Source organism: Bacillus sp. REN10, assembly GCF_016820555.1.
In the GTDB taxonomy this organism is placed as follows: domain Bacteria; phylum Bacillota; class Bacilli; order Bacillales; family Domibacillaceae; genus Bacillus_CE.
Window position 1 is genome coordinate 45,320 of sequence record NZ_JADHDW010000008.1, and the last position, 12,731, is coordinate 58,050.

Genomic DNA, 12,731 nt, shown 5'->3' on the forward strand with positions numbered 1-12,731 from the left:
TTTACATTCTATATTAGTACCTGTTCCCCATACAGATGAAGTATAGTAAATCGGCGATATGGTATATACACAAAAGAGGCTACTACCAAAAAATGAGCAGCCTCTTTTGTTCAAGGTATTGGTATTACCCTTTAAATCTTACTGACTATCTGAAAAATAACGGCGAGCGCTTGCTAATTCTTCAATATATCCCTTGGTATTAACAGGAATGATTTCAACATCCCTTTTTGAATTTGGTGAGTGAATCATCATACCGTCCCCGGCATACATCCCTACATGATGAATTCTTCCTTTCCCATTATCATAGGCAAAAAAGAGTAAATCACCAGGTTTTAGTTTATTAAGCCTCACAGGCTCCCCATATTTTGCTTGAACACTTGAATCACGCGGGATGGTGATGCCATGCGATTGATGGATGGTAAACGTAAATCCTGAACAATCAAATCCAAATCCACTCATTCCAGCCCATAAATAATGAAGGCCTAAAAACATTTTTCCTGTTTCGACCAAGTCTTGTCCTTTCGGTGTCGGAATGGCGGATTGCGATTGATATATTTGTGCATCTTGTTTATTTACCCATGCATGGCTGCCATCTGGCTTTAACACTCTATAAGCTTGCTTTGTTTCTCCTATATAAGGCAGGCGAGTATTGTAACTAATTTCAATTTCTTTATGATTGAAAGAAGGCGTTTTAAAAAGATAAGTCGTTGGCGCTTTAAATAAAACCAACGGCTGATTTTCCTTTTCAGCATATTTTTCACTGTATGTTAACTGAGAAGATGGCATCCATCCGGGATACCCTAAGTCATTACGCGGTGTTAGTTGACCATCTACTGCAACTTTGACCCATTCGCCTTGTCTTTCAAGAATTGTGACCTTATTGCCGTACAAAGCTTGAGTTTCTAGCATTCCATCAGTAGATAATTGGACTTGCTGTTCATATGTCATAGAGCTTGTCCATTTTCTCATATCCACAGGATTTGTCGCGGATGGCGCATCTACAGGTCGCAAAATATCCGGAGCTGTCCAAAGCGTTGCGACGGAGACATCGACATAAGCCGTTTCCTCTATGTTTTTTTCCTTAGCATAGGCTGGTGTATTGAACGCTGCACCGGCTAAAAACACAATCATCATCAAAAACCAACGTTTCATTCCTAGCCCTCCCTATTTTATTCATTCAGCATCTAACCTTTGACCGTGCCAAGCACTGTGTTAACCAAACCGATCCCAGGTAAATCAGATAAAATAACTTTTTCATTAACATAAGAGAGTTCCTGTGTTTCTTCGGAAAGCCACAATGGAGCGTCTAAATCAAAATACTTCACGTTCGGATGGGCCGCCGCAAAATGGGCGGCTGCAGCGACCGAAAGTGCAGGTTCCATCATGCTTCCAATCATACAAGCAACGCCATTTGTCTCAGCGATGCTGGCAATCTTCCAAGCATTTGAAATACCGCCACATTTCATAAGTTTAATATTTAATAGATCAACATAGCGTCCAGAAATAAGCGTTAATGTGTCTTTTGCTGAAAATACGCTTTCATCTGCCATAATTGGGATCCCCACGCGTTCTGTGACGAATTTCAACCCTTCTAAATCATGGCTTGCCACAGGTTGCTCAACAAATTCGATTCCTAAATTCCTTTTTTCCATGTCATTGATCAATTGGACAGCTTGTTTTGGCGTCCATCCTTGATTAGCATCAAGACGGAGCTTAACGGTTTTTGGAATAACATCTCGAATAGCTTCAATACGATCAATATCAAGACTAGGGTTCGCCCCTACCTTTACTTTTAAAATCTTAAACCCAAGATCTATATTTCTTTTCGCGTCATCGGCCATCTGTTTCGGTGCATCCACCCCAATAGTCATACATGTTTGAAGCGGCTTTTTATCTCCAAGAAAAGCATGTAACGGTACATGTAGCCATTTACAATAAGCGTCATGCAAAGCGATATCTGCCGCGGCTTTTGCGCTTGAATTGCCAACGCAGCAAGATTGAATGGCCTGAAGCAAAGTTTGAAAATGACTGATGTCACTTCCGACGAGTATGTCTTTTATGGGCCCCGTAAGAGCGGCCACAATGCTTTCAGAAGATTCTCCTGTAATAACGAAGGTAGGTGCAGCTGCTCCTTTCCCTATGATTCCATTCTCAAGAGTCAAAGTAACATCCGTACTTTCTATTTCTGTTGCTGTTCTTAAAGCTGTTTTAAAGGGCATAAGTAATGGTATTTTTCGGCGGTTGACTTGTAAATCTTTGATCATCATAGTTGTATACTTCCTTTCTTTATCAAATCCCTTACATAACTCTTGATGAACGCTTTATAGAATGGCCAAAATTTTAGCAACAAGCATTCCAAAGTAAGTGCCAAGGAATGAGCCAATGAGAGCCATGATAACCCCAATTGGGATTAGTGTTCGACTATATGCAGCCGCTAACATTGGCGCCGATGCCATCCCTCCAATATTTGCTAAACTCGCCACACCAAGCGTAAATAGATCATATTTAAATAGTTTCCCTAAAAGCAGCATGATGATTAAGTGAACAAGCATGACATTAGAAACATCAAGCGCCCCTGGAATTTTAGCTACAGGCGTTTGAGCCAATAGTAACCCAATAACCGATGCGATCATAATGGTCCAGCTTGTACTATTAATAACAGCTCCAACTTCAGGCAAGTGCGTACCGGCAAAAGTTGATAAGGAAGAAATTAAGAGACCAATACCAAGTAAATACAAGATATGTTGGAAGCGAGGCCCTGTTTTTTCCTCTTCACTTGCAGCAGCAATCTCATTAAACCCTTGGTGGGTGAATCCAGCATCTGCTTTGGTCCAACGATTGAATCTTCCGGCGAATGGAACGAGCCAAAACATGAACATGACCCAAACAGCATAATTGATTGTATCCATCATAAGGGCATAGCCGAAAATATTTTCAGGTACTTTCAGTATGCCTTGAAGGGCAACCATATTGGCTGATCCGCCTGTCCAACTTCCAGCAAGTGCTCCAAAAGCCTTCCAAGTGCCATCCACATAGAAATGCTGGAGAAGAGCATACACAATAACAAACCCAAACATAATACTGACAACTGCTACAAGATATCCGCCAAGCATTCTTGGACCAAGCTTAATAATGCTTCGTATATCGCATTTTAATAACATGATAGCGAGCATTGCTGGAAGTAAAGCCCCTTTAACACCTGCGTACATTGCTGCAGTAGACTCATTATTGGCAAATACCCCGCATGTCTGCATCACAGCGGCTCCGATATAAATCAAAACAATGCCCGGTATAAACTTAAAGAATTTGTTTGTGCTAAATCGTTTCTCAAAAGCGACCATCAGAGCGGCCATCGCAACAAGCACACTGAGATACATAAATCCATCTTGAATCATTGATATCATCTCCTTTAAAAGTGAAATCTATAAATTTAAGGTTTAGAGAGTGAATAAATCAGCGAAGTGATATTTACACTCTCCCCCTTTTTTCACAATAAAAAAATCCAGCCTAACAATAAAACAGTTAGACTGGATTTCGCCTAGGTTTAATTAGGCAAAGCAGCAATTTCTTGATATTTTTTTTGAACATCATTAAAGGCAACCATTAACGCTTTTTGGGATGATCCAAAATAACGCTGGCTAATGTCTTCTGCAATCGAAGGATCATCAATATAACGTCCAATAAAAAGCGATTGCACAAAACGTTTAGTTATGTCCACTGTTGCCGAACATTCAACATCTATGATCTTTCCATCTGTCTCATCGACCACAATTGCCAGAAAATACTGATTATATTTTTTGGTAATCGGATTATTTTGGGGCGCTTTAGCATCACCAATAATAAAAATCGTATTCTTATCATACATACGAGCCAATTCCTTTCAAGCGTAATATCAGACGATACAAGGGACCAACAAGGGAAAACTTGCAGAAGCTTGTACCGTGAAATCGTTTTCAAAGGATATTATATAATATATCATTCCTACCTTTTTTAGGCAATAATGAATTTTCAGCATTCGGTAAGAAATAAGGTCCATTTAGGGGTTGCAGTTACACTCTAAACCAACAATTGCTGATATGCGTAATCACTTAAAATAGTTTATCAGTCAAAAATCAAAAAAGTGAGCAATTATGCATTATATTCCCTCTTATTTATGGTTGAAACTAGCCGAAAAAACACGCCGGATTTCTTTATGTAAGAAAGATCGGCGTATTTTATGTTATAAAAAGATTCTTATCCAGTGTAGCTCTAATATAAACTATATAAAATGCACAACTAGTTAACTAATCCACTTTAATTTGTCCCATCATTCCATTGTCTTCATGCTCCAGAATGTGACAATGAAACATGTAAATTCCTTTTTCAGTGAACTTAACTGCAATTTTTGCTTTTTGTCCAGGTTTTAAAGAAACGGTATCTTTTAATCCAGATAAATTCTTTGGAGGCTCTTTTCCATCAATTGATATAACTTGGAATTGTGTACCATGAATATGGAAAGGATGGGCCATTCCCCCCGTTGAATCTTTCATATTTTCTATTTCCCATACTTCAGTTTTATTTTGTTTCTGTATTAGATCAATTCGATTTGCATTAAACTTCTTATTATTAATTGTCACATTTTTCCCCATACCAGCCAATTTAATTTTTTTTGTGACCTTTTTATTTTTTACTTCATCAGAAATTTGGAGGTTATTTAATGACTTTATAGCTTTTGCTGTTTTGGAATTATCCGCTGATCCTTTTAAATGAATAGGCAGAATAGCTACACTATCTTTATTAAAGAGTGTAACTACATTTCCCTCCACTTTAGTTAAATCTACGAGAACTTCAGCCCGTTCAGCAGGTGCAATTTCAATCTCTTTTGTTGTGTTTAGTTTATTTAAGAAACCACCATCACTTGCGATTTGATGAAATTCCATGTCGTTATCAAAGTGTAGAGTATAACTTCTCATATTGGAACCATTTAAAATACGTAAGCGAACTTTTTTACGATCCACTATTAGTTTTGGGTCGACAATCCCATTGATTAAAAGCGTGTCCCCTGTTGTTCCATCTTCATTCATTACTTTGTCATAATCAAGTTGTTTATCATCAGTAAATGTTTTATCTTGAATAATAATTGGAAAATCATCTTCTCCATAAGTTTTTGGAATATCTAATTTTTCACTATTCTTATCATCGATATAAAGTAACCCTGCTAAACCTTTAAATACTTGTTTTCCTGTTTCATGCATAGGGTGTGGATGAAACCAGAGTGTAGCAGCATCCTGTTTGACGGTAAAGTGAATGGTTTCAGACTCGCCAGGTTTCAATACTTTATGTGGTCCCCCGTCCTCGTTACTAGGAACTTTAAGACCATGCCAATGGAAAGTAGTATCTTCTTTTAAATCATTGACTAAATGAATGGTGACCTCCATTCCCTTTTTCACTCGAATTACTGGTCCCAAAAAGTCCCCATTATATCCGTATACTTTTGTTTTAATTCCATCAAATATTTCTGAAACACCTTGTTGAGCTCGAATGGTATATGAAATGGAATTGTTATCCTCATGATCTGGTTTTAGTACTTTTGGAAAAGTTAATTCATTTTCTCCAAGACTGCTTTTTAACTCTGTATTGGATTCATGGCTCATATCCATAGAAGAATGATCCATACCTTTCATATCCATTGAAGAGTGGTCCATATTTTTCGTATTGTTACTATTTCCTTGGCTACAAGCTCCTAGTATGCTCAGACTTACAACAATACTTGCTAATGCTATTTTCCTCATATATCAACCATTCCTTTCGCTGTAAATATACAGAATAGTTGTGTAGGAATTATGTAGAAACGGGCATTTGTATAAAAAATGTTGTTCCTATATTTTGTTCGCTTTTGACGGAAATTGTACCGTTATGTGCTTCCACTAGCTTTTTAGTAATTGTCATACCAATCCCATTGCCAGTATATCGATTTTCTCCTCGATAATTTCGTTCAAAGATTTTTTTACTTGTCTCTTCATCCATACCAATTCCATTATCATGTACAAGAATGAAATAGTTACAGCTTTTTTTATATAATTTGATGGAGATAATGCTCCCCTTTTGAACATGGTATATGGCGTTTTTAATAATATTGTGTAGAATTTGATTCAATCTCAGAGCATCTACCTTTGCATGAATTGTTTTGTCTAAATCCATTTCTATCTGTATTTCTTTTTCAAGTAATTCACTTGCTAATGCAATAACAGATTTCTCGATTAAATTAGCAATCGGTTGCTCTTTCATAATGACTTTAAATGTAGGACTATTAATATCATTTAATGTATCTAATTCTCCAATGAGGATAATAAGCCGATCAATTTCTTCAACACATGCTTGCAAGCGATCTGGAGTAGCTGTCCAAACCCCATCTTCAAATGCACTTAAATAGCTTTTTATTGAGGCTAGTGGATTACGAATTTCATGTGCAAGATCTTGTGTCATTTCTTTACGACGCAATTCATAAGCACTTAATGTTTCATCTAGTTTTATCAACGACTGACCTAATTGGCCAATTTGATCATTAACGGTATAACTTATATTTAAGTGACGGTCTCCACGAACCAGCCTTAACGCGAAATGATTTAGTTCTTGAATCGGCCTAGTCAATGCTCTTGCAATTAACAAACTAGAAATCAAAATGACAATAAGTAATAAGCCTAATGCCCACAATGCCGTTTCTCTTAATGCCATATCAAAATGATGAATTAATTCTTCAGAGTCGGTAATATGCAGCATCATCAAATGTTCATGGCCTTTATAAAGTAATATCACTGTAATAAATAAGAGCATGCATGATGAAAAAATGGTTATAATTAAGGCAACTTTTATATTAAACTTCATTATTCTTGAACCTTCTCGTTTATTTTATACCCTAATCTAAAGACAGTTTGGATATAATCTTCCTTCACCTTTTTACGAATATTTTTAATATGTTGATCCACAATACGGGGATTTATGTCCGAATCAAACCCAAATATTTTTTGAATAAGATCATCTCTGCTAAATACCTTTTTAGGATTTTCAGCTAGTAATAGTAGAATACTGAATTCGTGTGGCGTAAACTGAATGCTTTGATGATTTATTAATACTTTTCTTTCATCTTTATGAAATTCTAACGGTCCTAAAGTTATAATTTGCTTTTTCTTTGAATCTGGTAACAACCTTTCTGCTCTTACTAATACTTCTTTAGGATGAAATGGTTTAACTATATAATCATCTGCACCCATTTTAAATCCCTTCACCTTATCATCAATACAGACCTTTGCCGTAAGCATAATGACACAGATGTCGTAATTTAATTTTACATATTGGCAAATATCTTCACCTGCCATATCTGGTAGCATTAAATCTAAAATAATCATATCAAGAGGTATTTGATCTACAATTTGGATTGCAGATTCTCCAGTATGTGCAACCCATGTATGATCTCCGTTTTTTTCAAAATAAGATACCAATACATTTGTAATCTTTTCTTCATCATCTACAATTAATACTCGCATTTTTTAATTTCACCAACTTTGTATAAATTATTCTAAAACATCACAAACAATAAAAACGGTGAAAGAGAACATATGGTTAATATGTATTTTGTAAGTTCTGACTTTTATTTTGTGATGGAAACTTCGGGAGTGTCAATATTTTTGTGTAAATACATGTTCAACCTTTTCGGATAGATCGTCACTCTGTATGTAAAATACAATTATTTAAAGGATTGAATTGTTTCGAAAACCGTCTTCGTTATGTTCTACCTATGTGGTCTGACCCTATAAATTAAAAATCATTAAAATATCATAAGTATAGTGGGGAAAAAGCAAAAGATGAAATTAAGAACCAACCTCTTGATTATTACTTAAAGGTATTATTTGAAACGAGAAAAAAAACTTTATCACTGTTAAGCTCGAAAACTGAAGACTGGTTGTTTGAGGAAAACAAATGGGAGAATGGTATTTCTCATAATAACTACTGGCTATGGTACCACGTCATGGAGGATGAAATAAACCACCGTGGCCAAATTAGATTGATTAAGCAAATATTATGCAATAATAAATAAAATCGTATAAGCCCATTGATGCTAAAGTAGTTTTATTTTGCTTTATTGTCATTCGATCATCCAGCCGAACACTTTCGTCTCAGCGGGGACTGTTTTAAATGGAAATTGAGAATTTCCCAATGGCCCGGTTGAACCTATTTGAAAGGAGCAGTCTGTCTTTTACGACAAAACAGGAAGCCACCTATTAATGAATCGGGGTGACTTCCTGTTTTGTTGTGTTTTTCGTTTATTTAACAGCTACGCTTAGACTGCCAAATTATATTCAATGTATCGTTCATATACATTACCATTGAAGAAATAATTCTTATCGTTTACTTTCTTATAGAAAGAATCGTATCCTTTGTCCATAAGTTGTTGTACAATAGGTGGAATAGCTTCTCCCTCTTCCTTCATCTTTACAACCGACCTTGTGACACCAATCGCATCCCAAATTTCAAAGACACCGAGCTCCCAACCGAATCCCCATTTTAATGCATTGTCCATTGATACAATATCATCTGCAATTTCACCATGTAGATGTCCAGCAAATCGCAAAGTTGTTGATAACATAGTCCAAATGAGTTTACCTGCACGATCATCGGAATACATTAATATGTTCATTCGCTCGCCAACATCTTCTATTTGCATCGCTTTTTCAACAGAAGAAAGTGTCTTTAATTTTTTAATAGGTTCGTATTTCATTGATTTAACATTCAACTCTAATATTTCGCCATCTAACTTCTGGTAAAACCCACGACCTTTTTTTACGCCAAGCATTTCATTTTCGATCATTCGATTAATAAATGGAGGCAATTGGTACATTTCTTTTTCAACACCCTTTGCCTGCTCCTGCATATGCTTCGCTACCAACTTCAACGTGTCGATTCCTACTACATCCGCAGTTCGAAATGTCGCAGAGCTTGGACGACCGATCAATGATCCCATAACTGAATCTATTTCGCCTACTGAATAGTCCCCTTTTTCAAGTTCACGTAACGCAATAAACATCCCAAAGGTTCCTAATCGATTTGCAATAAAATTCGGGGTATCTTTTGCGAGGATGACTCCCTTCTGTAAACCTTCCTTACCAAAATATTGCATATAGTTTAACACTTCAGCAGACGTTTTTTCTCCTGGGATGAGCTCAAGTAGTTTTAACAACTGAGGAGGATTAAAAAAATGTGTGCCTAAAAAATGCTTTTGAAACTCCACCGAACACGCCTCTGCCATTGCTTGAATGCTTAATCCAGAAGTATTGGAACTAACTATTGTTTTTTCTGAACGCACCTGCTCAATTTGTTGAAACAACATTTTTTTCACTTGTAAATCTTCTATAACTGCTTCAATGATCCAGTCTACATCCTTTAAACTTGCTAAGTCATCCTCAAAGTTTCCAGCCGTAATGGAGGATAATTGATCTTCTGTTAGAAGCTGTTGTTGAAGAAGTCTGTTAATTGCATCGTTTGCGAGTCGGTTTTTAACGGATGCATCTTCTACACTACATCCTTTTGCTTCCTCTTCGTCATTTAACTTCTTAGGACTTCTATCGAGTAGTTGAACAGACAATCCTTGATTTACTAAATAAGCTGCAATACCTGCGCCCATGACACCTGCCCCTAAAACTGCCGCTTTTTTAATTGCATAGCCCACCTCAAACACTTCCTTTTTTATGTTTTCTCCTATTTAGTTGCATATTCATAAAGGCGACTGCAATCTGATTCAGCTGTAGTCGCCTTTTTTTGTCGTTTGAAACAACGATCTTCATCTATTTATTAATAAGTTTGTTCGATTTATATGGCCAAAATTTCAGCTTTCCTCGTTATCTGTTAGTCACTTCCTTTTGATAAATGTCTACTAAACCGCGTTTTAATATTTTTCCCACTCCATTACGAGGCAATTGGTCGATAAAAATGACTTCCTTTGGCGTTTTATATTTCGCTAAATGTTCTTGGCTGAATGCAATAATCTCCTCTGCTGTGATTGAGGCGTCTGGTTTTTTAACCACATACGCGACTAAACACTCTCCCATTTGTTCATCAGGCACACCCACCGCCGCAACTTCTAAGACATCTGAATGCATAACGATTACTTCCTCAATGTCTCGAGGGAAAATATTTAGTCCGCCTCGAATCACCATATCTTTCTTGCGATCAACGATAAAAATATAGTCGTCCTCATCCATATATGCGATATCACCCGTACGCAACCAGCCGTCGACAATGGTTCTAGCCGTTTCTTCTTCAAGTCGGTAATAACCAGGTGTTACATTCAATCCTTTTACTGCCAGCTCACCAATCTCACCCGTCGGCAATGTGTTTCCATCTTCGTCAATTACTTTTGCCTCGACAATGTCAATAGGTGGCCCTACAGATCTTGTTTTTTGAACCATATCTCTCCACTGAAGCGATACGACAGGCGCTGCTTCAGATAAACCGTATCCCTGCCAAATCGGTACACCTGTTTTTCTTGTAAACGCTTCCGACAAAGCGATTGGCAAAGGAGCTGAACTGCATAAAATCCCTACTACACTACTAAAATCATAGTTATCGATAGACGGATGCATAATCATTCCATAGATCATGGCTGGGACAGCTGAAAAAGATTGGATTTTATATTTTTCAACCGCTTTAAAAATTTCTTCTGCATCAAATCTTTCTAATACAATTACGGTACTTCCAAGGTTTAAATACATATTCATCGCTGTAAAACCGAAGCTATGTGCTAAAGGCAGCGCGACTACAGTTGTCTTCCTTAACATCTCAACTTCCATTACATTAGCAGAGGCTTGTGCACTAATGTAAAGATTTCGATGTGTTAACATGACTCCTTTTGGTTGGCTAGTCGTACCTGATGTATAAAGGATGACAGCTAAATCGTCTTCTTTTACATTCAGATTATTTTCAATCAGCTTATCCTCTGAAGAAAAATAGATTTGATTTAATTCATGGACCTCCATATTTCTTTCAACATGTCCATTTTCGAACGCATCTGTAACAATAACATGAATCTTCTTATCCATTTTTTGTGCTACTGTAACAATATTATCGTACAAGCTGCTCGATGTAATGATTGTATCTGCATCAGAATTTTCCATAATATAATGAACTTCGTTTGCATTTAATGCATACATAACGGGAACGACAACAGCTCCTGCTTTTAAAATGGCTTGATAGGCGACAAGAACTTCAGGACAATTTTGCAAATAAACAATTACCTTATCACTTTGACTCTTCACTTTTGTTTGCAGATAATTAGCAAGTTTAGTTGATAAATGATCTAGTTCTATATTGGTATACGTGGAATCGCCAAAACGAATAAAATCATGTTCCCCAAATTTTTCTATGTTCTCTTTCAATATAGTAGTAAGTAACATCATAGGAATTCCCTCCTTGGTTTTTTAGGAATGCTATTTAGTACTTAACTGATTTCCCCTTCTAGCATCGAATGATTTCCATGCGTCATGCGTCTACTGATTATCCCCGTGGTAATTGCAAAACTCTTTCTGCAATAATATTTTTCTGAACTTGCGTCGTGCCCGCATAAATCGTTTCTCCTCGAGAGATAAAATCAATTTCATGCAACTTCCCTTTTCCTAAACTATCTTCACCCCAATACGGTGCATACTTACCGAGCACTTCCATCGCCAATTCTCCCAATTTCACATGCATAGAGCTCCAAAATACTTTTTGCATGGAAGCTTCAGGACCTAGTCTGTTATGATTCATAAGCTGACTCATTGTTTTCAAGCCATGATAACGGAAGATACGGATTTCTGAGTAAATTTCAGCAAGCTTTTGTCTAAAGTAAGTTGTATCCGCAATACGTGAACCATCTGCCGTTGTCAACTCTTTACTTAACTTAACAATTTGCTCGAATTCCTTTTGAAATTGCGCTTGTCTTCCAAGTGACATCGTTCCACGTTCGAAACTTAATGTTGTCATGGCAATTTGCCATCCATTATTTAGCTCGCCGACAAAATTCCCTTTTGGAATCCGAACATTATCAAAAAACACTTCATTAAACATTGCCTTTTTATCCATTTGAACAATCGGACGAACGGTCACCCCTTCACTGTTCATAGGAACGAGAAAGAATGTTATGCCTTTATGCTTAGGGGCTTCTTTATCTGTTCGTGCTAAGACAAAACACCAGTCAGCAAACTGCGCTCCGCTTGTCCAAACTTTCTGTCCGTTTATGACCCACTCATCCCCGTCTAACTCCGCTCTCGTTTGAAGCGATGCTAAATCAGATCCGGCATTCGGCTCCGAAAAACCTTGACACCACATTTCTTCTCCTTTCAATAAAGGCTCTAAATAACGCATTTTTTGCTCTTCGGTACCGTAAACTAATAATGTCGGTCCAAATAGAGATTTGCCTAAGGCGTTTACTTCAGGAGGAGCATTTAACTTTCCAGCCTCTTCAAAGAAAATAATTTCGTGTATCGTTGTTTTTCCTTGACCTCCATACTCTTTTGGCCAAGTGATTCCATTAAATCCTCCTGAATAAAGCGTTTTCTCCCACCCGCGGTAAAAGGCTACCTCTTCCTCCTCATTTTGCGGTTTTGTATATAAAGGTGTTCCCCAATTATCAGGTAAGTTCTCTCGTAACCAATGTCTAACTTCTAAACGATATGCTTCTAAATCTTTGCTTAATGAAAGATCCATGCCCTCACCTCATC

Annotated in this window: 10 protein-coding genes; all 10 read right to left on the bottom strand. The window is 37.1% G+C overall.

Going from position 1 to position 12,731, the window contains the following annotated elements; genetic code table 11:
- Positions 1-138: 138 nt before the first annotated feature.
- Positions 139-1,152 (bottom strand): C40 family peptidase, encoded by a 1,014-nt coding sequence (locus IRB43_RS12040; RefSeq protein ID WP_203363730.1) that lies wholly within the window; start codon positions 1,150-1,152, stop codon positions 139-141.
- 32 nt (positions 1,153-1,184) lie between these two features.
- Positions 1,185-2,267: a dipeptide epimerase gene (locus IRB43_RS12045; RefSeq protein WP_203363731.1), complete on the bottom strand. Its 1,083-nt coding sequence runs from the start codon at positions 2,265-2,267 to the stop codon at positions 1,185-1,187.
- 54 nt (positions 2,268-2,321) lie between these two features.
- A complete protein-coding gene (locus IRB43_RS12050) occupies positions 2,322-3,395 on the bottom strand; it encodes a DUF819 family protein (RefSeq protein WP_203363732.1) in 1,074 nt (357 codons plus the stop codon).
- Between the two features lie 149 nt (positions 3,396-3,544).
- Entirely contained in the window at positions 3,545-3,865 is a 321-nt protein-coding gene (locus IRB43_RS12055; protein ID WP_203363733.1) for a DUF3870 domain-containing protein, read from the bottom strand.
- Between the two features lie 418 nt (positions 3,866-4,283).
- Positions 4,284-5,771 (bottom strand): multicopper oxidase family protein, encoded by a 1,488-nt coding sequence (locus IRB43_RS12060; RefSeq protein ID WP_203363734.1) that lies wholly within the window; start codon positions 5,769-5,771, stop codon positions 4,284-4,286.
- Between the two features lie 49 nt (positions 5,772-5,820).
- Entirely contained in the window at positions 5,821-6,864 is a 1,044-nt protein-coding gene (locus IRB43_RS12065; RefSeq protein WP_203363735.1) for a sensor histidine kinase, read from the bottom strand.
- Complete coding sequence (locus IRB43_RS12070; RefSeq protein WP_203363736.1) at positions 6,864-7,523, bottom strand: response regulator transcription factor; 660 nt, start codon at positions 7,521-7,523, stop codon at positions 6,864-6,866. Before IRB43_RS12070 ends, IRB43_RS12065 begins: the two co-directional genes overlap by 1 nt.
- 794 nt (positions 7,524-8,317) lie before the next feature.
- On the bottom strand, positions 8,318-9,703 hold the full coding sequence (locus tag IRB43_RS12075; RefSeq protein ID WP_203363737.1) for a 3-hydroxyacyl-CoA dehydrogenase NAD-binding domain-containing protein: 1,386 nt from the start codon (positions 9,701-9,703) through the stop codon (positions 8,318-8,320).
- A gap of 169 nt (positions 9,704-9,872) precedes the next feature.
- Positions 9,873-11,429, bottom strand: a complete 1,557-nt coding sequence (locus IRB43_RS12080; RefSeq protein ID WP_203363738.1) for a class I adenylate-forming enzyme family protein — start codon at positions 11,427-11,429, stop codon at positions 9,873-9,875.
- Positions 11,430-11,526: 97 nt separating this feature from the next.
- A complete protein-coding gene (locus IRB43_RS12085; protein WP_203363739.1) occupies positions 11,527-12,717 on the bottom strand; it encodes an acyl-CoA dehydrogenase family protein in 1,191 nt (396 codons plus the stop codon).
- Positions 12,718-12,731 lie beyond the last annotated feature (14 nt).

Bases quoted from the DNA above. Each gene is read 5' to 3' on its own strand.
- IRB43_RS12040 (WP_203363730.1), bottom strand. From the start codon at position 1,152: ATGAAACGTTGGTTTTTGATGATGATTGTGTTTTTAGCCGGTGCAGCG.
- IRB43_RS12045 (WP_203363731.1), bottom strand. From the start codon at position 2,267: ATGATGATCAAAGATTTACAAGTCAACCGCCGAAAAATACCATTACTT.
- IRB43_RS12050 (WP_203363732.1), bottom strand. From the start codon at position 3,395: ATGATTCAAGATGGATTTATGTATCTCAGTGTGCTTGTTGCGATGGCC.
- IRB43_RS12055 (WP_203363733.1), bottom strand. From the start codon at position 3,865: ATGTATGATAAGAATACGATTTTTATTATTGGTGATGCTAAAGCGCCC.
- IRB43_RS12060 (WP_203363734.1), bottom strand. From the start codon at position 5,771: ATGAGGAAAATAGCATTAGCAAGTATTGTTGTAAGTCTGAGCATACTA.
- IRB43_RS12065 (WP_203363735.1), bottom strand. From the start codon at position 6,864: ATGAAGTTTAATATAAAAGTTGCCTTAATTATAACCATTTTTTCATCA.
- IRB43_RS12070 (WP_203363736.1), bottom strand. From the start codon at position 7,523: ATGCGAGTATTAATTGTAGATGATGAAGAAAAGATTACAAATGTATTG.
- IRB43_RS12080 (WP_203363738.1), bottom strand. From the start codon at position 11,429: ATGATGTTACTTACTACTATATTGAAAGAGAACATAGAAAAATTTGGG.
- IRB43_RS12085 (WP_203363739.1), bottom strand. From the start codon at position 12,717: ATGGATCTTTCATTAAGCAAAGATTTAGAAGCATATCGTTTAGAAGTT.